This is a genomic window from Streptosporangium sp. NPDC049644, assembly GCF_040675205.1.
GTDB lineage: Bacteria > Actinomycetota > Actinomycetes > Streptosporangiales > Streptosporangiaceae > Streptosporangium > Streptosporangium fukuiense.
On record NZ_JBFAOJ010000010.1, the window covers coordinates 34,440 to 54,267 of the forward strand.

Genomic DNA, 19,828 nt, shown 5'->3' on the forward strand with positions numbered 1-19,828 from the left:
CTCGCTGTGATGGTGGACCATCCCCTTCGAATCCAGATGAATTCAAATGGCCATGTCACAGAACCGGCCGGCGACTTCGGTCGCCGTCGTTTCCGGGTTTCGACGCGAGAACGCCTTGCTGTGCCTCCCCATGCCGTCCCCCTCCGCGAGGAATACCCCCGGTCGCGCAGTCTCGACTTCAGCACGCTTTCCCTCCGGGCGCGTCTCCGGGGCCTCGATACCATGTGCTTCAGTTCCTACCAGGGTATTGCCCCGAATGTGGGTGCGGGAAGAAATGTCGGGCGCGCGGCCGTTTCCCCATTCGGAAGATCTTGGGGACGGCAGGCACCGCTCTCCGCGCGGCCGCACCCGGAGGGGGTGCCCGAGAAGATCATCCGTCAATTCGGCGACTTATTTAGGCGGTAATTGCGGAAATATATTATTTAATGCTGTTTTGTCGCATTCTTGTCGGTGATCTTTTTCCGGCGGCCGGCGAGAATCGCCACGCCCGGCTGACGGCGCCGTTCGGCGGCCGGACAGGTCGAGGTCACGCGCGTGCGACGATCACGATTCCGCCGCGGGCGCCGCGTCGGGCGCGGCGTCATCCGCCTCAACGGCGGCCGGTGCCGCGGGGCGGCGCGCGTCCACCTCGATCTCGATCTTCATGCGGGGGTCGGCGAGGCCGCACACGAGCATCGTCGCCGCGGGGCGGACCCCGCCGAAGCGGTCGCGCAGGGTCGGCCAGCAGGGCTCGAAGTCCTCGCGGTCGGGCAGCAGGTAGCGCACCCGGACGACGTCGGCGAACGAGCAGCCCGCCTCGCTCAGCGCCGCCTCGATGTTGCGCAGGCACTGCCCGGCCTGCTCGACCACGTCGTCGGAGATCGTCATGGTCGCGTAGTCGAAGCCGGTCGTCCCGGACACGTGCACCCGGTCGCCGTCGACCACCGCCCGCGCGTACCCGATCTGCTCCTCGAAAGTCGAACCACTCAGGATCGCGAACCGCTCTGTCATGCGGCAAACCGTAGGCACTCGGCGTCGGTACGTCCAATCCTTCGCGTTCTCGCGGTACGCGCGGTGGAGCGGCCGGGGATCGTCGTGCGACGGTCGGCCCGAGCGGTGCGCGCCGACAGTCCCCGCGCGGGCCCGCCACACAGGCTCAGAACGGGCGGAAGCCGGCGGAGCTCCCGTTCGGAGCTCCGACCGCCTCTGGTGATCCGGCTCAGGTGATCACTGTCAGCCGACGGCCGGGGCGTCTGTGCCGGGGAAGTCGAAGGCGAAGAGGTCTTGCCCGTACTTGACGAAGAGCCGATCCGGTGCGCGGAGATACGACCAGAAGAGCGTTTCGACGGCCGGGTGGCGAAAATACCAGCTCAGCCGTCCACTCCTGAGATCCCAGCCTTCGAGGCCGTCCGGCGTCTCGGTGATCGCGAGGGCTCCCGCGCCGCTGTGGAAGCTTACTGAGTCGTCCCAGGTATCTCCTGTCCACAGAGTCTCTCCGGTCAGGAGGTCACTCGCTCTGAACTCCTTGTTGACATAGGCGAGAGTCCGGCCGGACTGGGCCCAGGAGTTTGAAGTGGCCGGTTTGGCGGGCCAGCGGCGGCGGCCGGTGGCGACGTCGAAGGCGCCGATCCTGTACGGAGCGGTGGAGGCGCAGATGAGCGTTCTCTCCACGAGTCGCAGGCTGTAGGAAGGTTCATCCGCCGCGGGTCTGTACTGCGGCATCCGGCTGGGCGTGCTCCAGAGCTCCCGGCCGGTGAGCGGATCCACGGCTGCCAGGTTCAGATCCGGATCGAGGACGTAGAAACGCTCGCCGTCCGTGCAGTGCGCGTGCAACTTGCCCTGTCTGGACCAGCGCGCTTCGCCGTTACCTAGAGATATGGCGGCATAGGCCGGAGGGTCGTAGGCGCGTGTGCTCGCCAGCACGGTTCCCCGGCTGGGGAGCCCCTCCAGTATGTGGGGGGCCTCCTTCGGGGTGGTGGTGCTCCAGCGTTGTCTCCCGGTCGCGGCGTCGAGGCCGTGCAGGCGTCCGTCCGTGTCCTTCACCACGAGTACCGAACCAGCCGGGTAGGTCCCCTCGGGTTCGCCGTCGCGCAGTTCGGAGATCCACAGCACGTCGCCGATCCGCGGATCATAGGCGTTGATCGATTTCTCGTCGCCCAGCAGGTAAATCCGCTTGCCCCGGAGCTTGGGGAAGTATCCCGCGTGGTTGGTCTCGCCCTTCCAGATGGGCGTGCCGTCCTTCAGGGCGAAGGTATCGATCCCCGCCTTGTCGAGACAGAGGATCATCTCACCGAGCACGGCGAGATCGCCGTGCTCGCCGGAGACGGTGCGAGTCCAGATGGGCTGAGCACCGGGGGAACCGCTGGGTGAGCCGGTGGGCTGGACACGCTCGGTGGAGCGGCCTTTTCCCAAGACGGCCAGTACCGCGGCCGACCCACCTGCGACAGCTACGACGGCGGCACCACCGAGGATCAACTGGCGCCGGTTGGGCGATGGGGACAGGACCTTCGTCGGCTCCGGCGGTGACCTGGCCGGCTCCGGCGGCAGGGCGGGGCTGGGAGCGACGAAGAGCTCCGGTAAGCGGGCGACCTTCGGCCGACGCCGCGGGTCCTTGTCCAGACAGGCGGAAACCAGACCGACGAGCCCCGGCGGCGTGCCGTCGAGCCAGGGCGACTCGTACGCGGCACGGAACATCACCACCTGGAAAGGCCCGGTTCCGAACGCGGATCTCCCGGTAGCGGCGAAGGCCACCACCGCGCCGAGTGCGAACACGTCGCTCGCCGGAGTCAGCTCGTGCCCGGCGACCTGCTCGGGGGACATGTACCCGGCCGACCCGATGACACCGCCGGTGGCGGTGAGCGAGGTGCCGTCGGCGGCCCGGCTGATCCCGAAGTCGATCACCCGCGGGCCGTCGTCGGCGAGCAGGATGTTCGACGGCTTGAGGTCCCGATGGATGATCCCGGCACGATGGATCGCGGCCAGTGCCTCGGCCAGCCTTGCGCCCAGCGCCCGTACCTGCGCCTCGGCCATCGGACCACGGGTCTCGATCTCGCTCTGCAGCGAGGGGCCGGGCACGTACACGGTGGCCAGCCAGGGCACCGGCCCGTCGGGGTCGGCGTCCACGACCGGTGTGGTGAAGGCACCGCTGACCGCCATGGCGGCCTCGACCTCCGCCCTGAACCTGCGGCGGAAGGACGGATCGCCGGCGAGTTCGGGCCGTACCACCTTCACCGCCACGGCTCTCCCGCTGGCCGAGGTGGCGAGGTAGACCCGGCCCATGCCCCCTTCTCCCAGCAGCCGGACGATTCTGAACGGTCCGATGGCCCCGGTCTCGCCATCCCCGAGAAAGGTCATTTCCGGATATTACCGATACACATATGCTTCGTCAGGATGCTCCAGGGGGCGCGGCCAGGCAGATGCGGTTCGTACCGCCTGATCACAGCTCGGGTGGCGTCTGCTCGCTCGCCCAGTCCAGGAGCCGCGTCGCGGTCTGGAAGCGCCGGTCGGCGCTGGACTCGCCGAGGATGACGCCGACGAGGCGGTGGCCGTCGCGGTCGGCGGCGAACGACAGGCAGTATCCGGCGGCGCCGGTGTAGCCGGTCTTGAGGCCCAGGACCCCGGGAGTCTGGCCGAGCAGCTTGTTGGAATTGGTCCAGGAGTGCGCCCGGTGGACCTTGGACCTGGCCACCACGTGGCGCCTGCTGGAGGCGATGGCCCGCAGCACCGGGTCGCGCAGCGCGATCTCGGCCAGCTTCGCCTGGTCCAGGGCCGTGGAATGGCCGGGGGCCGGTTTCGGCAGGCCGTCGGCGCTGGCGTAGGCGGTGTCGACCAGGCCCATGGAGCGGGCGGTGGCGTTCATCTTCGCCACGAACCTCGTGTTGCCCGGCCCGTAGACGCGGGCCAGGGCATGGGAGGCGTCCGCGGCCGAGGGGAGCATGACCGCGTAAAGCAGGTCCCTGACGGTCAACCGCTCCCCGGCGCGCAGCGAGGCGTGGGTCGCGCCGTTCGAGGCCGCGTGCCGCACGTCCGCCGCCTGGATCGTGACGGTGTCGTCCAGCCTCGCCTCCCTGAGCACGACGTACGCCGTCATGACCTTGGTCAGGCTGGCCACCGGCATCCGCTTGCCGGCCTGCTTGCTCAGGTGGACCGCTCCGGTGCCCGTGTCGTACAGGTACGCGGCCCGCCCCGGCACCGAGGGCACGGAGGCACTCCCCTGCCCGGCGGGCGCGCTGCCGAGAACCGGTGCGGCGGCTTCGGTGATCAGGGCGGATGCCGAGGATCCGGTGGCCAGGGCCGGCGTCGGCGACGCGGCGACCAGGAGGGCCGTGGCGACCAGCGCCGCGCGGGTGATGAGGCGGATTCCCCCGTGATGCATGCGAGCCATGCTGACAGAGGCCACCGTCGATATGCGGAAGTTGGCTGTTTGGCTATGGAAAAGTTGACATCGGCGTCGGGCGGGCGAGGCCGGGAGAGGCGACTCTCGGTGCCGACGCGCCGAACGGCCCGAAGGCCCCGGAGCGAACGGAGACTCAGGGAGCGGCGGCCGGGCTCTCCACCTCGCTGCGGGCGACCCTGCGCCGGCGCCGGTGGACGAGCCAGGCGATCACCGCGATCGCCGCCACCGCCACCAGGCCCGCCAGGAGCGGCGACCGCACGACCAACTCCAGCCAGCCCCAGATCACCGAGTACAGGCCGAATGACGTCACCGGCACCCAGGTCAGGCAGCCGAGCGCGCTGGCCACGACGTACCAGGGATAGGAGATCCGCAGCACCCCGGCCACCCAGGGCAGCGTGTGGCGCAGCCCGGGCACCCAGAAGCAGGCGTAGACGGCGAGCGCGCCCCGTTTCCTGACGACCTTCTCGACCCGCAGGATGTTCTCCTGGCCGATCTTGGCGCCCAGCCGGGAGGTGTAGAGCCTGGAGCCCAGGACGTGGCCGACCCAGTAGTAGACCTGGAACGCGCCGAACAGGGCCACGCCGCCGACGATCACCCAGAGCCACAGGGGCATGCCCAGAAAGGCCGCGGAAGCCGGGTCAGGGATACCCGCCGCAACAGATCGCACTCTGAACATCACCGCCATGGTCGTTCCGCCTGCTTGACTCGATATTAGGCCAGGCTTACCTCATCCGTTATGGCGGAGCCCTCTCAGGCACACAGATTGCAAGCGGACGTCAACTCCAGAGCAACCGCCCCGGCATACACCTGGGAGTAACGGAGGAAGGTGTCTGTGATGGGTTCGCGTAGCAGTGTGGCGCCGGTGGTGGCGAGTGGAACCGCGAGTGTCGCCAAGCTGCTCGTCGCCACCCTTGCCTTTACCGGAGCCTACCTGGGGGTGGAGACCGCGTACGGCACCGGCGCCCGGACCCCGGCCGGCACGGCGAGCACGGCCGGCAGGGCGACGGAGGAACCGGTGCGGACCGTGGTGCTCTCCTCGCAGTCGATGCCGGCCATCACGGAGCGGGCCCCGGTGGCCGGTGAGGTCACCGTCAGCGAGATCGACGCGTTCGGTCCCTGCGACAGGCCCTACCGGGCCCGGAGCGTGGTCGGCAACGACGACCCCCGGGCCACCGTCTCCTACGGCTGGCGCCTGGAGCGCCGGAGCTCGAAGACCCACCGCTGGCACGCCTACCTGGGCACCGGCTCCGGCTTCACCGGCGAGGCCCAGGTCGTCGAGTGGCAGCCCAGGATCGTCAACAACCCCGGCTGGTACCGCGTCGTGCTCTCGGTCCCCGGCGACGCCCCGCTGCGCAGCGAGAAGTTCATGGTCGCCTGCTGAGGCCGGTCAGCCGCCGAGGGAGCGCCGCGCCGCCTCCACCCACCGGCTCACGCCGACCCGCTCGGCCACCGCGAGGGCGTTCTCGTAGTGCGGCCGCACCGCGTCGGTGAAGCCCAGCCGCAACGCCAGGTCGCCCAGGGTCAGGGCGACCGGCCAGAGTGCCACCACGCCGGTGCCGGCGCCCGCGATCCGGTCGGCGAACGGCTTCAGCGTGTCGTACGCCTCGATCATCCGCTCCCGGTCGTCCAGCAGCATGCCCGCCAGGGCCCGCCAGATCATCGCCAGCTCGTAGAGGAAGTCCGGGCGCACCGGCGTCTTCACCGCGATGACGGCTCTCGCGTCGCGATGATGACCCGCGGAGGCGAGGGCCACCGCGTAGGCGTCGAGTGTCCATTTGGCCCCGCGCTGGTGCGCCTCGGCCAGCGGCCCGACCATCTCCGCGGCCTGCCCGTTGACCAGGTTCAGGCAGAACGTGGTGATCAGCGGCAGGTCCTGGCGGCCCTCCAGCATGCCGGCCCTGGCGGTCAGCCGGGCGGCGTCGCGGTAGGCGCGCTCCGCCCCGGCGAAGTCACCGGCGATCATCAGGCGCTGCCCGGCGTACCAGGCGACCACTGCGGCCGGCGCGGACAGGCCGTACTGCCTGGCCAGCTTCTCGGTGGCGGCCACGTGCGCGTCGGCCTCGGCGAACGCGCCCGAGGCGGCCGCGCACTCCATCAGCACGAGGTGGGCCAGTGCCTGCACCGAGATCTGCCCGGTCGCCCTGCCGACCTCCAGCAGTTCCCTGCCGATGACCTCGCGCTCGCCCACCGGCGTGATGCCGTACGACTGGCGCAGCCGCCCGCTCAACGCGGTCGCGAGCAGGGCGGGGTCACCGGATCGCCTGGCCAGTTCCTCGGCCTCCAGCGAGGCCTGCTCGCCCCGGGGGGTGGCCGACCCCTCCAACTCCAGGGCGAGCGTGGCCAGCAGGCTCGCCCGCAGCGACTGCTCACCGGCGGGCAACTCGACCAGCGCCTGCTCGGCGACGTCGACGATCTCCCAGGCGGTACGGGTGAAGTCGCGGGCCATGCCCTTGTGCGGCACCGCCAGCGAGGCGGCCACCCGGGCGGTGAGCTCCAGGTTGCCCAGCGGCAGTGCGGCGTCCATCGCCTCACGTCGCCGCCTGCGGGCCGCGGCCATGTCGCCGCAGAGCGCCAATGCCTTGATCAGCCGCAGGGTGAGCAGCAGGCGCTCCCTGGTGCTGTCGGGGGTGTGGGTGATGCCCGACCTGTCGAAGGCGGCGATGGCCTGCTCCCACAGGGTGGCGGCCTCGCGGTGGGCGAAGCGGCGCTCGGCCTGTTCGGCGGCGAGCTGGGCGTAGTGCACCGCCTTGATGGCGGTCTCGCTGGTGCCCGCCGAGTCGTAGTGGTGGGCCAGCGCGGCCACGTCACCGGGATTCCTGCGCTCGATCACCGCGGCCACCGTGGCGTGCATCCGGGAGCGGCGCAGGCGGGAGGCGTCGGAGTAAAGCGTGTCGCGGACCAGGTCGTGGTCGAACCGGAGCATGCCGGGGCCCGGCTCGGTGACCAGCCCGGCGAGCAGCGCCGCCTCCACCGCGTCGACCACGGCGTCCTCGTCGCCGGAGACGTCGACCAGCACGTCCACGTCGACATCGCGGCCGATCACCGCGGCCTGCAGCAGGATCTGCTGGGCGGCCGCGGGCAGCCGGGAGATCCGCCTCCGCAGCACGTCACGGACGCCGGACGGGACGCCGGAGATCACCTCGGCGGCCGTCGCGCGGTCGCTCACCGCTTCGGCGTCGAGCAGGCGCACCGTCTCGCGGACGAAGAAGGGGTTGCCGCCGGTGCGCTCGACGATGCTGTTGACCGCGTCCTCGTCCACCTCGCGCACGCAGGTCGCCCGGACCAGCTCAGCCACCGCCTTGGTGTCGAGCCCGGTGAGACCGACCCGGACGGGACCAAGCCTGGCCAGCGCGGCCAGCACGTCGGCCTGCTGGTCACTCAGCTCGCTGTCGCGGCAGGTCAGCACCAGCAGCACCCGGCTGGTGGCCAGCAGGCTCGGCAGCGCGCGGAGCAGTGCCAGCGTCTGGTCGTCGGCCCAGTGCAGGTCCTCCAGGGTCAGCAGGATCGGCGTCTCCTTGGCGACGGCGGCGAGGTAGCCGCCCACCGCCCGGTGCAGCCGGAATCCGCCGGAGGCCTGGTCGTCGTCGGGCTCGGGGGCCGCGTCGTCCAGCAGCGGGGCCAGCAGCGCGGCGTACTCGCCGGGACCGGCTGCGTTCACCAGGGTGCGCAGGATCTCGACCCAGGCCCAGCCAGGGGGGGTGGCACTGCTGTCGGGGCAGGCCCCGGAGGAGATGCCCCACCCGTCCTCGGACAGCCGCCTGTTGAGCTGGCGGACCAGGGTGGTCTTGCCCGCGCCCGCGTCACCACTGATGATCGCGACCGTGAAACGGCCGGTCCTGGCCGCGGCGGTGGTCAGCCTGCTCAGCTCCGCGTCGCGGCCGACGAACGGCTCGGGCTCCAGTGGGGGAAGCTCCACCTGGGCCACCGCCGGCCTGGGCGGCCAGGTGTCGGCGGTCACCTGCTGGCGCTGCCTGGCCGGCGGCGGGGTGGCGAGCTGCAGGCCGGGGTCCTGGGACAGGATGTCGGACTCCAGCTTGCGCAGCGCCGGGCCGGGGTCGATCCCGAGCTCCTCGGAGAGGATCGTGCGCGCCCTGCGCAGCGCCGCCAGCGCCTCGCCCTGCCGCCCGCAGCGGTACAGGCCCAGGGCCAGCAGCCGCCAGCCCTCCTCACGGAGCGGGTGCTCGGTGGTCAGCGCCTCCAGGTCGGGCACCGCCTCCGCGGGCATGCCCATCCGCAGGCCGCTGTCGGCGTGCCGCTCACGGGCCACCAGACGCAGCTCTGCGAGCCGGTTGACCTCGGCCTCGGCCCACGGCTGGTCGGCGAAGTCGGAGTACGGGGTGCCGCGCCACAGGCCCAGGGCCTTCTCCAGGCGAGGCCGCGCGGAGGCGGGGTCGTCGCCCTCCAGGTGCTCTCCGGCGGTGCGGACCAGCGTCTCGAAGCGGAGCGCGTCGACCTGCTCGGGGGCGGCGCGCAGCGCGTAGCCCGAGGCCACGGTCACCAGCAGCCGGTTGGGACCTCCGCGTGGCCGGCCGGGCTCCAGCACCCTGCGCAGCCGGGAGATGTAGACCTGAAGGCCCGACTGCGCGCCCTTGGCCGCGTCGTCGTCCCACAGGTCGTACAGCAGGGAGTCGACAGGGACGACCTGTCCGCGCGCGACGAGCAGGCGTGCCAGGACCGCACGTTGCCGGAGCCCGCCCAGGTCGAGCTGGTCCTCACCGGAATGCGCCTCGACCGGGCCGAGAACTCGGAACGCCACCATGTCAGCCGCCACGCTATGTGGGCCTTCCAATCGCACACAAGGTATTTCCCAATCTAGCGGCTGATCGACTCCTTTTCAGGGGCCGGTGCGGCGTTCTCACGCCGGCGCAGGAACGACCACGCGCCGAGCGCCAGTCCACCGAAGGGGATTTCGACAGTGTAGGTCCAGAACCCGAAAAGCAGTGCGGCGGCGGTGGCGGAGTCCAGCGGCGCACCGAAGAAGACCAGCGCGCCGATGGTTCCGGCCTCCATTATCCCCGTACCGCTGGGAGTCACCAAGGCCGTGGTCAGCACCCGGGACAGGGCGAAGGCGGCGATCGACTGGGCCAGACCCGGGTAGGCGCCGGTCGCGTGCAGGCAGACGACCAGGATCAGCCACTGGAAGCCGAGGAAGAAGATCATGCCCAGGGTCAGCCCGGCCCAGCGGTTCCGCACGATCTCGGAGGTGTCGGCCCGCAGCTTGGCCAGCGCCTCGGAGGCGGCGTGGTCGCCGGGGCGGATCCGGTGGGGGAGCAGGCGGGTGAGGGCGTCGAGGACCCGGCCCAGGACGTCGGCGGCGCGGTCCCAGTAGAGCGCGACGGTCACCACGGCGACCAGTACCAGGATGGACATCGCGCCCGCCCAGCCGGCGCTGGCCACCGCGGGGCTGAGCGGCTGCCCGCTGAACAGCAGGGCCACGATTCCCGCCGCGGGCAGCAGGAACCGGAACAAGGTGTTCCAGATGCCGCTGGTCAGCGTGGAGACCACGACGGCCCGGACGGAGAAACCCCAGCCCTTGGTCATCGCGAACGTCATCGCCACCCCGGCCGCGCCGCCGAAGGGGAGCAGGTTGCTCACCGCGCTGCCGCCCGCGTTCAGCGTCAGGGCCTGCAGGTGGGTCAGGCCGGGAAGGGAGGCGGTCAGCACGAACGTGTAGGCCAGCAGGCTGAGCAGCCAGACGCCGGCCATCAGCGCGACCTCTCCGGGCCCCAGCCCGGCGAACTGGGCGCCGATCTGTGACCAGGAGACGTGCTTGCCCGTCAGGGCCGCCACTATCTGGGGTAGGAAGATCACAAGTGTGGCGGCCAGCGCCAGCGACGCGACCGACAACCCAACCTGGAGCAATCTGCTCTTCACGTAACACCCCTGCCCCAGTGTGCCGCTTCCGGACTCATCCTCGGGGAGGAGTTTCGAACGGGTGCCTCAGGCGGGAGCCCAGGGGGACGTCCCGCCTGACGTACCACTCGGTGCCGAAGACCAGGCGGTAGAGGGGCTGGGGGATCTTGAGCATGACTCCGAGCGTGCGGGTGTCGGCGCCGGTGGCCTGGGAGGCGTGGGCGGCCATGCTCGCCCGCTTCTGGCGGGTGAAGCGCCGCACGCCGACCCGATGGGTGATCACCTCGCCGGGGGAGTAGGCCCGCTCGAAGGCGCGGATGTCGAGCTGCGGGTAGAACCTCCGGACGAGCCGCAGCCCCCGCAGCAGAGGGTCACGGTTGACCGTGGCCTCCAGCACGATCGGGGTTTTCGCGATCTCGGCGGCCCGGCCGCCGACCCGGTGCACCTGGACGTGGTCGGGGTGCCCGTAGCCTCCCGCCGGATCGTAGGTCGTCAGCAGGTCGGCCTTCTCCTCGGTGAGGACGGCGGCCAGCCGCCGGGCGGCCTCCTCCGCGTCGGCGTCGATGAAGGCGTTGTCCGGCCTATCGTCGGCGATTCCGCCGCCGGGGGCCAGCCCGGAGTCCCCGTAGCCGAGGTTCACCACCCGGGCGCAGCCGAGCGCGGCCGCCGACGCGTAGAGCTCGGCCATCCGGGCGGCGCCCAGGGCTTCACCGGGTTCGAGGTCGGCCTGGCCTCGCTCACCCGAGGTCGCCACGACGAGCACCACCCGGTGTCCCTCGGCGGCGAGCATCGCCATGGTGCCCGCGGTCAGCAGGGCCTCGTCGTCGGGATGGGCATGAAAGAACACCGCTGTCTTGACGTTGCTGATCAGGCTGACTCCGTTCGCGAGGGCTGGATGTGCCCTCGGGGGGCACGCAGGCATGATCTCACGCGGGTCTACGCTGGCATCGTGAGGATCCTCCACATCAGTGACTGTTACCTGCCGCGCCTCGGTGGGATCGAGGTGCAGGTCGCCGATCTGATCCGGATGCAGCGGGAGGCCGGTCACCATGTCGAGGTGGCGACCGCCACCCCGGGGGAGCCTCTTCCCGGAGTGCACAGGATCGTCGCGGGACTCCCCTTCGACCTGCCGGTCCACCCGTTCGGGGTGGGACACCTGCTCCGTCTGCTGAAAGCGCGGCGCCCTGAGGTGGTGCACGTGCACACCGGCGCGGTCTCGCCGTTCGCCTGGATGGGCGTGCGGGCGGCGACGCGGGCGGGGCTGCCCCTGGTCGTCACGGTGCACAGCATGTGGGACCCGGTCACCAGGGCGCTCTACCGAGGACTGCGGCTGCTGTTCGGATGGCACCGCTGGGGGCTGGTGGGCACCGCGGTGAGCGAGGCGGCCGCCCTGCCGATCCGCGCGGTGGCCGGTCCCGGCGTGCCGGTGCACGTGGTCTCCAACGGCCTGGACGTCTCCGGCTGGCGCGCCGTATCCCCCGCCGTGGATTCCGTTTCTGCGGATTCCGTACGGTCCGACCCGGTGCATGTCGTCGCGGTGGGGCGGCTGGCGCCCCGCAAGCAGCCGGTCCGGCTGCTCCGGCTCCTGCGGGAGGCCCGTGCCCTGGTGCCTCGGGAGACGCCGATGCGGGCCACGATCGTCGGGGACGGCCCGGCCCGATCGCGGATGGAGCGCTATCTGAGGGCCAACGGGATGACCGGCTGGGTCTCGCTTCCCGGCCGCTACAGCCGCGACCAGATCCGCGAGCTGCTCGCCGCGACGGACGTGTTCGTCGCTCCCGCGCCCCGCGAGTCCTTCGGGCTGGCGGCGCTGGAGGCCAGGTCGGCGGGGGTACCGGTGGTGGCGCGCGCGCAGAGCGGGGTGGCCGACTTCGTCCGGCAGGGCAAGGAGGGATTGCTCGGGCGGAGCTTCGACGACCTGGTCGCGTCGGTGGCCAGGCTGGTGCGCGACCATGAGCTGCGCCGGGCGATCGCGGCGAACAACCGGGAGACCGAGCCCGTCGGCAGTTCCTGGCCCACGGTGCTGGAAGGCTTCGAACGCTGTTACGAGCAGGCCCGCACCCGCGGGGCCTGACGGGTCCGCGGCCCCGTGCGGTCCGGGGGAACACTCGGGTCGGCGCCTTTTCCGCCCCGGCCGGGGGCAGGTGAAACGGCGAGGCCCCTGCCGTGCGGTGGCAGGGGCCTCGGGGGATGTTCGGTACGGCCGCCGCGCCGCACTGCCCCCCGCAGGCGGAGCGGCGACCGTACCGGGAGTGCCTCCTGTCGCCAGGAGGCACGGGTCCGGTTACGAGCAGGCGGCGACGAGCTTGTTGCTCGCCTCCTGGATCTTCGTTCCGAACGTCCCGGCGGCCGTGGCCGCGGCGGCCGGGTCGTTCGGGTCGATCTTGAACGACCCGAACGACGTGGAGAGGTCGGTGAGCGCGGCGGCCAGGTCGCCGTCCGCGGTGTCCGCCAGAGCCTTGAGGTCGGCGGCGAGCTTGGCGGTGGCGTCGTTGAACTTGCCGAGGTCACCGGCGCCCGCCGTGGCGGCGGTGCTGTAGTCCGTGAAGATCTTCGACCAGGCGGCCTCGGCGCAGATCGCGTCGTTGGTGGACGACCCGCCGCAGGCGGCGGTCATCGATATGAGAGCGGCCCCCGCGGCGGCGACGGCGATGCGGCGGGAGGAAAGGGCGCGGAACATTTTTGCCTTTCATTGCATTTCGTGACAGGCAAGACGGTAAGCATAGGGGCTTGCGCGCCACTTTCATCGTGCTTACAGAAGTGACTCAAGTGACCCGGTGTGATTTCCCCCTCGCGGTGGGTAAGAGCGGAGTATGGCTGAGGTGATCGTCGAATCCGGTTCCGGTCAGCGCTCGCTCAAGCGGGTCATCGGGCGCAGGGTCCTGCTGCTGTTCGTGGTGGGCGACATCCTTGGCGCGGGGATCTACGCGCTGGTCGGGAAGGTCGCGGGCTATGTCGGGGGAGCCCTGTGGCTGCCCTTCCTCGTCGCCTTCCTGCTGGCGGCGCTGACGGCGACCGCCTACGCCGAACTCGTCGGTAAATATCCGCAGGCAGCAGGTGCTGCGCTTTATGTGAATAAAGCGTTCAATATCCCTTTTGTTACCTTTATTGTGGCGTTCGCGGTGATGATGAGCGGGATCACCTCGGCGAGTGCCGCGGCGCGGGCCTTCGGCGGCAACTACCTCGCGGAGTTCGTCACGCTGCCGGTCGTCGTCGGCGCGTTCATCTTCCTCGGCCTGGTCACCCTGGTGAACTTCGCCGGCATCTCCGAGTCCATCAAGGTCAACGTGGTGCTGACGATCATCGAGGCGTTCGGCCTGCTGGTCATCATCGCGATCGGCATCTACGCCCTGCTGTCCGGTGACGGCGAGCCGTCCCGGGCCCTGGAGTTCCACCCGGTCAACGGCGCCTTCCTCGGCGTTCTGGGAGGCACGGCGCTCGCCTTCTACGCGCTGCTCGGTTTCGAGGACTCGGTCAACCTGGCCGAGGAGGCCAAGAACCCGCAGCGGGACTTCCCCCGGGCGCTCTTCGGTGGCCTGGCCGTCGCGGCGATCATCTACATGGGGGTCGCGTTCACGGCGACCATGCTGGTCGACACCAGGACGCTGACCACCTCGTCCGGCCCGTTGCTCGAAGTGGTCAAGGTCGCCGGACTGGCGTTCCCGCCCAAGTTGTTCGCTCTGATCGCGCTGCTCGCGGTGGGCAACACCGCGTTGATCAACATGCTCATGGCCTCGCGCCTGGTCTACGGCATGGCGCGGGAGGGGATCGTGCCGCGGATCTTCGCGTCGGTCCATTCGACGAGATCCACCCCGTGGGTGGCCATCGTCTTCACCGTGGGGGTCGCGGCGGTGCTGGTGGCCACCGGCGACGTGGGCAACCTGGCCGACACCACGGTGCTCCTGCTGCTCTGTGTCTTCATGATCGTCAACGTGGCGGTGCTGGTCCTGCGCAGGGAGCAGGTGGACCACGAGCACTTCCGGGCGCCGAGCTGGATGCCCGCCCTGGGAGCGCTGGTCTGTCTCGTCCTGGCGCTGCCGATCACCGGCAGGGGGGCGGACGTCTACATCCGAGCGGGGGTCCTGCTCGCGATCGGGATGATCCTCTGGTTCGTCAACCGGCTCTTCCTGTCAGAAGGGCAGAGTTCGTCCTGAGGGGGTGCGGAGGTCGAGGGGGGCGGGCTTCCGAGGTGGCCGTGGCTTTTGGAGGATTAGGGCCTTTTTCATGTCCTACTCCCTCTTTGTTGGAGTTCGAGAGAGACTACGCCAGCTGACTGACTTTTTCGCAGATTTTTTCGCCGAGCGCGGACCGGGCGGAGGCGGAGGTATGGGGCCGGCGTCCCGGCTGTGTGGTTGATGGGGCCAGTCATGGCGGCTTGAGGGCTGAGGCGCGTTGTGCCGGTAGGGTACGGGGCTCGTGTTTCCGGCAGAGGCACCGTCTGTTCCAGGTAGGCGACCTCGTGATCGCGCGGGGAGATCCGGGGGACTCAGCGGCGGAGCACGAAGGCTCTCTCGTCGTCGCCGATGCCGACCGAGCCCACCGCCCACAGCATGCCGGTGCCCGGCACCCGGGCCAGGCCGGTGTCGCCGACGTCGTCGGTCTCGTCGTACTGCTGGGTGGCGGTGTAGGCGCGGAACAGCGGACCGTACTCGCGTGACCAGGCGGTGCCGTCGAAGCGCAGGATGAGCACCTGCCCCGGGTGGTCGGCGTCGACGCCGCTGATCCACAGGTCGCCGGGTCCGAAGGCGGTGACGCCGTGCAGGACGCCGCGCGAGACCGGCGGCTCGGCCCGGGTCCAGCGGCTTCCGTCCCAGCGGATGACCAGCGGCTGCGCGCCTTTCGGGTCCGGCCGCGCGTCCGGGGCGGTGGAGATCCGCCCGACCGCCCACACCTCTGTCGGAGAGACCTGCCAGACCCGGTTGAGCCTGCCACCGGGGATCTGGGGCGTCTCCGTCTGCTCCCACGATCCATCCACGCCGTGCCAGACCAGCGGTGCACCGGTCGCGCCCGTCCCCGTCACCCAGACATGTCCCTTCCTGAAGGTGACCGCATCGAGGATGCTCTTCTCGATGTTCAGCGCGTTGCGGAACTCGCCGTCCCGCCATTCCACGACGACGGCCCCCGAGGGGCCGTTGGCGACGAACCACGCGGTGCCGCCGCTCGTCGCGACGTCCGCCAGCCGGTAGTCCTCGGCCACCCCGAAGGGCCGGTGCGTGCTCCACGCCCGCCCGTTCCAGTGCGCGGCGAACGGGCTCGAGCCGTTGCCCGCCACCCACACGTCGTCGGGGCCACCCGCGCTGACCGCCTCCAGGTGGTAGGCGTCGACCTCGCCCAGGGGCACCTGTCGCCAGCGACTCCCGTCCCAGCGGAGGACCGCGGGCGTGCCCTCCCGATCCTCCGCGCTGTCCTGGTATCCCACGGTCCAGGCGTCCCGGGGGCCGGTCGCCGCCACGTCGAGCAGTGCCGTGGCGCCCGACAGCTTCGAGCCTCCCGCCTCCACCGCCCACTCGGCGGACGCGGCGATCACCGTGTTCGCCGGGGAAGTCGCCGCGGGATTCCGGGACCCGGCATCGGGAGAGGCGGTGGCCGGGAGCGTCAGGCTCTGGGAGTCCGGACGATCCGGCGTCGGTGTCGAGCTGGGTTCGGGCGCCGTCCGGCCCGCGCCGCACGCGGCGATCAGGAGCGTTCCGATGACCGTGACCGCCATCGGGCGCGGTTTCAGCATGTCGTCATTGTTCCTTATATCACCATCGGTTGGTCGTGCCCGCCAGGATTGGAACCGCCTGTTCGGGGGCACCTGGCACATAGTCAGGAGGGGATACCGATGTCGAGGGGCGAAGACGGTGCGGGATTCCACATCCGGGCCGACAGGCACCGTCACTTCACAACCCTGTACGCGGCGGGGGCACTGGACTACGGGTCCGCACCCCTGTTGAAGGAGCAGGCCGACATCGCCCTGCGGGCGACCGATCACCCGCGCCTGGTGATCGACCTCACCGAGGTCACCTTCTGCGACTCCACCGGGTACGGCGTGCTGATGTACGCCCTCACCCGCGTCCGTCGCCTGACGGGCTCGCTAGTCCTCGTCGGCCTCTCCACCGCGATGAGGAACCGGCTGAGCCGCCTAGGAGTGGCAGAACTGTTCGACACCCGCCGTACGGTCGAGGAGGCGAAGAAGGTGTTTCCCGGAACGACGTGAACGACCGGTGAGACCGGTGTGCTCCGTGGTCTACCAGGGGGGTTCACGGCGTATGAGACAGTTGTGTTGTTTGGTACAAGGTAGGTCAGAAGGTTGGTCATGTTCGTGGGAAATGAGGCGGAGCCTGCTTTCACCGCCACCTCGGGGTTGCACGGCACCGCGCTCGTCGTGCGGGCGAGTGGAGAGCTTGATCACTACCACACGCGCGTGCTGCGGGAGGAGATGGGAAGGGCGTGGGGTGCCCTGCCCTCGCAGCTTCTCATCCTCGACCTGTCGGCCCTGACCTTCTGCGACTCCTCGGGGATCGGCGAGTTGCTCCAGGTTCGCCACCACGGCCTGAGCGAGGGGGTGCGGGTCATCCTCACCGGCGTTCAGGGCAACCTCGCCCGGCGGCTCAACCTGGCCGGTCTGACCCAGGTGTTCGAGATGTTCCCCTCCGTGGCCGAGGCGCTGGAAGCGGCCTGAGGCGGGGTTCCGCACGACGCGCGACCGTCGTGCGAGATCAAACGGTGCCCTCGCCGACGAAGGTCTCGAAGAGCCGATCGTGATCGAGCGCGGTCGTGATGAACGTCTGGCTGCCGGCGGCCGGCCGCGCGCCCCACGCGCCGCCCTCCTCCCGGACCATCTCGACCTCCGCCCAGCCGGCGATGGCGTGGTCGATGGCCACGCAGGCCGCGGTGGGGTCGTGCAGCAGCTTTCCCCCCGGCTTCTTGCGCAGGTAGTGCTCCATGCCCGAGAACACCAGGGCGAGTCCGGCCGTGCGGTCCCGGTACGGCCGCAGCCGCTCGTGGAACTCCCGGTCGTAGCGAACTCCGTGGGTGACGTTCTTGGACACCAGTTCGCGCCGGGCGATCCGGTCGCCGGACGACAGCGCGAGCCGGGCCGCCCCGGGGGCGCCGTTGAAGTTGAACGTCGGACACGCGGTACGGCCGTCGAACTTCGGCAGCCGGTGCTCGGGCGGCACGACGTTGTCACCGGCGAACCCGCCCTGGGCCACCCACCGGCTCAGCCTCACCCCCGCCTGCTCGTCGAGGAACCGCCGGAGGTTGTGCAGCGGCCCGCCGGTGAGAAGCGTGGCCCGGGGGTGGTGCTCCAGGGTCCGGGCGATCAGGGCGCCGGGCGGGGCGTCCGGCAGAGCCGGCACGGGAGTGCCGAGCCAGCGGTGATGGAAGGCGGACACGTGGTCCTTGCCGGTGCCGGGATCACTGGCGCCCACCGGGACGTCGTCCCGGCCGACCAGCCCGAGCACACGCCGGACCAGCCCGACCTGGGCCGGTGATCCCGGGGTGACGGTGACGGCGCGCAGCCGTACCGCCGGATGGGTCGCGACCAGGCACAGGGTCAGCACGTCGTCGGGATCCTGGGTCTCCAGATCGAACAACAGATCCAGCATCGTGTCTCGCGACCCTCCTGCGTTGTGGTGAGAAGTCCACTGATCGTATGAACCCGTAAGGAGATGACGCGAGTCATTTAGCGCGATCATGCCGCTTGGTCAGATCCCTGGTCGATTGTCCGGCATGTCGTGAAGTGTCAACTCTCGCGCCGCTCAGTCGGTGCGACGGGAAGAATCCCCGGGGTTCAGACCGGGTAGGAGTTCAAGCTCCAAGTGTGATCCACCGAGGGGGAGAGGGGCTTCCATGGCCGAGGAACCGTCGAGGCTGGCCGGCCTGCTGTATGAGATCGGGCTGCTCAAGCGCTACCGGCGCACGGGCTGGCTGGTCGCGGGAGTACGGGACCCGGAAAGCATCGCCGACCACTCCTTCCGGACAGCGATCATCGCGAGTGTGATCACCGCGTTGGAAGGCGGCAACCCCGAGCGGGCGGCCTTCATGAGCCTGTTCCACGACACGCAGGAGTCGCGGGTCACCGACATCCCCTACCTCGCCAAGCCCTACCTGAAGGCGGCACAGAACGAGGAGGTCACCGCGGACCAGGTGCGCGGTCTCCCCGGGCCCGTGGCGGAGATGGTGAGCGGCGCGGTCGAGGAGTACGAGGAGAAGACCAGCCTCGAAGCCGTCTGCGCCCGTGACGCGGACAAGCTGGAGTGCCTGATCCAGGCGATCGAGTACCGCGAGCAGGGGTATCAGAACATGCAGCCGTGGATCGACAGCTCGCTCGCCGCGCTGAAGACGCCGTCCGCCAAACGCCTCGCGGACGAAGCACTCGGCACGGGGTCGCTCGAGTGGGTGACACGCGTGCTCAACGGGGACCAGGACACCTGACGCTCGCCGGGCGGTCCCGGGCGGGGAGGGCACAGGGCGTGTCCACAGCCTTGAGGAAGGGCGAGGCGGGTGTTCCGGCGGAGTACGGGCCGGTGCCCCGGCCCTCGGGCCGGGGGAACCCCTCCTCGCCATCCCGGCCGGAGGCGGCGAGAAGGAGGTGTCCGGAGCCGGAGGTGCCGCCTTCGAGGCGACGGTGCTCGGTGATGTCGATCTCTCCGTAGCGGGGGATCATCCGCGGGTCTTCGTACGATCTCGTCGGCCGAGGAGGTCAGGCGGCGACCTGCTCCCGGCGGAGCCGGACGCCGCCGACGCGGCCCTCGCGCTCGCGGAGGATGGTGCGGAGCACCCGAAGGCCGTCGCGGACGGCGTGCAGGTTGCTGGCGCCGTGGATCCGGCTGCGCTCGTGGCTGGGAACCTCGCGGATGACGAGCCCGGCCTGGGCGGCGCGGATGTTCATCAGGGTCTCGATCTCGAAGCCGTCGCAGTCGAGGTCGAGCGCGTCCAGGTGGCGGGCCCAGAAGGCGTTGTAGCCGTAGCACAGGTCGGTGTAGCGGGTGCCGTACAGCCGGTTGGTCATCTTGGTCAGCACCGCGTTGCCGAGCGAGCGGATCGGGCTGATGTCGTCGGATCCTCCGCCGGGGGCGCAGCGCGAGCCCTTGGCGAAGTCGGCGCCCTCGACCAGCGCGGTCACGAAGGCGTGGATCTCCTTGCCGTCGGTCGATCCGTCGGCGTCGATCATGACGATGATGTCACCGGTCGCGGCGGCGAAACCCTCGGTGAGAGCGTTGCCCTTGCCTTTGCCGGTCTGCCTGACGACGCGCAGCCCGGGCCGGAGGGCCTTGGCCACGGCCACCGTGTCGTCGATGGAGTTGCCGTCGACCAGGATCACCTCGTCGATCCAGGACGGCAGGGTCGCGAAGACGTGGGGGAGGTTCTCAGCCTCGTTCATGGCGGGGACGACCACACTGACACTGAAGGCGAAAGGGGCGCTGTTCATGTGTATAAGGTCTACCGAACCGCCTGCAGAACGCTTGAAAGCCCCTTGCAAGTCCGTCTGGGATGGAAGACCCCGCCCCCGGGTGTGCGGGGAGGGTCTCTTCGCCGACGGTCAGAAAGGGAGCGTACGGCCCGAGGGGCTGCGCAGGTCGAGCGGTACCGGGTTGCGGGGGGGACGGGGGC

At 70.3% G+C, this 19,828-nt stretch carries 18 protein-coding genes; 6 read left to right on the forward strand and 12 right to left on the reverse strand.

The annotated features are described in order from the left end of the window. Positions 1–543: 543 nt before the first annotated feature. From AB0J58_RS08150 to AB0J58_RS08165, 4 genes are all read right to left on the reverse strand, one after another. Positions 544–990: a RidA family protein gene (locus AB0J58_RS08150; RefSeq protein ID WP_364211877.1), complete on the reverse strand. Its 447-nt coding sequence runs from the start codon at positions 988–990 to the stop codon at positions 544–546. Positions 991–1,212: 222 nt separating this feature from the next. Continuing rightward, positions 1,213–3,333, reverse strand: a complete 2,121-nt coding sequence (locus tag AB0J58_RS08155) for a serine/threonine-protein kinase (protein ID WP_364211880.1) — start codon at positions 3,331–3,333, stop codon at positions 1,213–1,215. An 82-nt stretch (positions 3,334–3,415) separates the two neighbouring features. Continuing rightward, positions 3,416–4,354 carry a serine hydrolase gene (locus tag AB0J58_RS08160; protein ID WP_364211883.1) on the reverse strand — a complete coding sequence of 313 codons (939 nt, stop codon included), beginning with the start codon at positions 4,352–4,354 and terminating at the stop codon, positions 3,416–3,418. A 154-nt stretch (positions 4,355–4,508) separates the two neighbouring features. Next, on the reverse strand, positions 4,509–5,060 hold the full coding sequence (locus AB0J58_RS08165; RefSeq protein ID WP_364211886.1) for a VTT domain-containing protein: 552 nt from the start codon (positions 5,058–5,060) through the stop codon (positions 4,509–4,511). Positions 5,061–5,210: 150 nt separating this feature from the next. On the opposite strand from AB0J58_RS08165, the gene AB0J58_RS08170 reads away from it, so the two are divergent. Next, on the forward strand, positions 5,211–5,756 hold the full coding sequence (locus AB0J58_RS08170) for a hypothetical protein (protein WP_364211889.1): 546 nt from the start codon (positions 5,211–5,213) through the stop codon (positions 5,754–5,756). A 6-nt stretch (positions 5,757–5,762) separates the two neighbouring features. Here AB0J58_RS08170 and AB0J58_RS08175 read toward each other — a convergent pair whose 3' ends face one another. Genes AB0J58_RS08175 through AB0J58_RS08185 form a run of 3 tightly spaced genes read right to left on the reverse strand, consistent with a single transcriptional unit; the run spans position 5,763 to position 11,075 of the window. Next, positions 5,763–9,146 (reverse strand): BTAD domain-containing putative transcriptional regulator, encoded by a 3,384-nt coding sequence (locus AB0J58_RS08175; RefSeq protein WP_364211892.1) that lies wholly within the window; start codon positions 9,144–9,146, stop codon positions 5,763–5,765. A gap of 41 nt (positions 9,147–9,187) precedes the next feature. Further along, positions 9,188–10,249 carry a lysylphosphatidylglycerol synthase transmembrane domain-containing protein gene (locus tag AB0J58_RS08180; RefSeq protein WP_343969810.1) on the reverse strand — a complete coding sequence of 354 codons (1,062 nt, stop codon included), beginning with the start codon at positions 10,247–10,249 and terminating at the stop codon, positions 9,188–9,190. 34 nt (positions 10,250–10,283) lie between these two features. Then, positions 10,284–11,075, reverse strand: coding sequence for a PIG-L family deacetylase (locus tag AB0J58_RS08185; RefSeq protein WP_364211895.1), 792 nt, complete (start codon positions 11,073–11,075; stop codon positions 10,284–10,286). Positions 11,076–11,177: 102 nt separating this feature from the next. Here AB0J58_RS08185 and AB0J58_RS08190 point away from each other — a divergent pair, with 102 nt between their 5' ends. Beyond that, entirely contained in the window at positions 11,178–12,302 is a 1,125-nt protein-coding gene (locus tag AB0J58_RS08190) for a glycosyltransferase family 4 protein (protein WP_364211898.1), read from the forward strand. Between the two features lie 210 nt (positions 12,303–12,512). On the opposite strand, the gene AB0J58_RS08195 is transcribed toward AB0J58_RS08190, so the two are convergent. Next, a complete protein-coding gene (locus tag AB0J58_RS08195; RefSeq protein ID WP_364148893.1) occupies positions 12,513–12,908 on the reverse strand; it encodes a hypothetical protein in 396 nt (131 codons plus the stop codon). A gap of 133 nt (positions 12,909–13,041) precedes the next feature. Between AB0J58_RS08195 and AB0J58_RS08200 the strand changes: the two genes are divergently transcribed. Beyond that, positions 13,042–14,382: an APC family permease gene (locus AB0J58_RS08200; RefSeq protein WP_364211901.1), complete on the forward strand. Its 1,341-nt coding sequence runs from the start codon at positions 13,042–13,044 to the stop codon at positions 14,380–14,382. 332 nt (positions 14,383–14,714) lie between these two features. Here the strand turns inward: AB0J58_RS08200 and AB0J58_RS08205 are convergent, their stop codons facing one another. Then, positions 14,715–15,953, reverse strand: a complete 1,239-nt coding sequence (locus tag AB0J58_RS08205; RefSeq protein ID WP_364211904.1) for a hypothetical protein — start codon at positions 15,951–15,953, stop codon at positions 14,715–14,717. A gap of 99 nt (positions 15,954–16,052) precedes the next feature. Between AB0J58_RS08205 and AB0J58_RS08210 the strand changes: the two genes are divergently transcribed. Then, on the forward strand, positions 16,053–16,427 hold the full coding sequence (locus tag AB0J58_RS08210) for an STAS domain-containing protein (protein ID WP_364211907.1): 375 nt from the start codon (positions 16,053–16,055) through the stop codon (positions 16,425–16,427). A 99-nt stretch (positions 16,428–16,526) separates the two neighbouring features. Beyond that, positions 16,527–16,892, forward strand: a complete 366-nt coding sequence (locus AB0J58_RS08215) for an STAS domain-containing protein (RefSeq protein WP_364211910.1) — start codon at positions 16,527–16,529, stop codon at positions 16,890–16,892. A 37-nt stretch (positions 16,893–16,929) separates the two neighbouring features. On the opposite strand, the gene AB0J58_RS08220 is transcribed toward AB0J58_RS08215, so the two are convergent. Next, entirely contained in the window at positions 16,930–17,820 is an 891-nt protein-coding gene (locus AB0J58_RS08220) for a nucleoside hydrolase (protein WP_364211913.1), read from the reverse strand. 244 nt (positions 17,821–18,064) lie between these two features. Here AB0J58_RS08220 and AB0J58_RS08225 point away from each other — a divergent pair, with 244 nt between their 5' ends. Then, positions 18,065–18,649, forward strand: coding sequence for an HD domain-containing protein (locus AB0J58_RS08225; protein ID WP_364148902.1), 585 nt, complete (start codon positions 18,065–18,067; stop codon positions 18,647–18,649). Here the strand turns inward: AB0J58_RS08225 and AB0J58_RS08230 are convergent. Further along, a complete protein-coding gene (locus tag AB0J58_RS08230; RefSeq protein WP_364211916.1) occupies positions 18,627–18,881 on the reverse strand; it encodes a hypothetical protein in 255 nt (84 codons plus the stop codon). The genes AB0J58_RS08225 and AB0J58_RS08230 overlap by 23 nt on opposite strands. A gap of 36 nt (positions 18,882–18,917) precedes the next feature. Further along, on the reverse strand, positions 18,918–19,646 hold the full coding sequence (locus AB0J58_RS08235; RefSeq protein WP_364211919.1) for a glycosyltransferase family 2 protein: 729 nt from the start codon (positions 19,644–19,646) through the stop codon (positions 18,918–18,920). Between the last annotated feature and the right edge of the window lie 182 nt (positions 19,647–19,828).

Coding starts and splice junctions, on each gene's coding strand:
- AB0J58_RS08150 (WP_364211877.1), bottom strand. CDS start 990: ATGACAGAGCGGTTCGCGATCCTGAGTGGTTCGACTTTCGAGGAGCAG.
- AB0J58_RS08155 (WP_364211880.1), bottom strand. CDS start 3,333: ATGACCTTTCTCGGGGATGGCGAGACCGGGGCCATCGGACCGTTCAGA.
- AB0J58_RS08160 (WP_364211883.1), bottom strand. CDS start 4,354: ATGCATCACGGGGGAATCCGCCTCATCACCCGCGCGGCGCTGGTCGCC.
- AB0J58_RS08165 (WP_364211886.1), bottom strand. CDS start 5,060: ATGGCGGTGATGTTCAGAGTGCGATCTGTTGCGGCGGGTATCCCTGAC.
- AB0J58_RS08170 (WP_364211889.1), top strand. CDS start 5,211: ATGGGTTCGCGTAGCAGTGTGGCGCCGGTGGTGGCGAGTGGAACCGCG.
- AB0J58_RS08195 (WP_364148893.1), bottom strand. CDS start 12,908: ATGTTCCGCGCCCTTTCCTCCCGCCGCATCGCCGTCGCCGCCGCGGGG.
- AB0J58_RS08200 (WP_364211901.1), top strand. CDS start 13,042: ATGGCTGAGGTGATCGTCGAATCCGGTTCCGGTCAGCGCTCGCTCAAG.
- AB0J58_RS08205 (WP_364211904.1), bottom strand. CDS start 15,953: ATGCTGAAACCGCGCCCGATGGCGGTCACGGTCATCGGAACGCTCCTG.
- AB0J58_RS08210 (WP_364211907.1), top strand. CDS start 16,053: ATGTCGAGGGGCGAAGACGGTGCGGGATTCCACATCCGGGCCGACAGG.
- AB0J58_RS08215 (WP_364211910.1), top strand. CDS start 16,527: ATGTTCGTGGGAAATGAGGCGGAGCCTGCTTTCACCGCCACCTCGGGG.
- AB0J58_RS08220 (WP_364211913.1), bottom strand. CDS start 17,820: ATGCTGGATCTGTTGTTCGATCTGGAGACCCAGGATCCCGACGACGTG.
- AB0J58_RS08225 (WP_364148902.1), top strand. CDS start 18,065: ATGGCCGAGGAACCGTCGAGGCTGGCCGGCCTGCTGTATGAGATCGGG.
- AB0J58_RS08230 (WP_364211916.1), bottom strand. CDS start 18,881: ATGATCCCCCGCTACGGAGAGATCGACATCACCGAGCACCGTCGCCTC.
- AB0J58_RS08235 (WP_364211919.1), bottom strand. CDS start 19,646: ATGAACAGCGCCCCTTTCGCCTTCAGTGTCAGTGTGGTCGTCCCCGCC.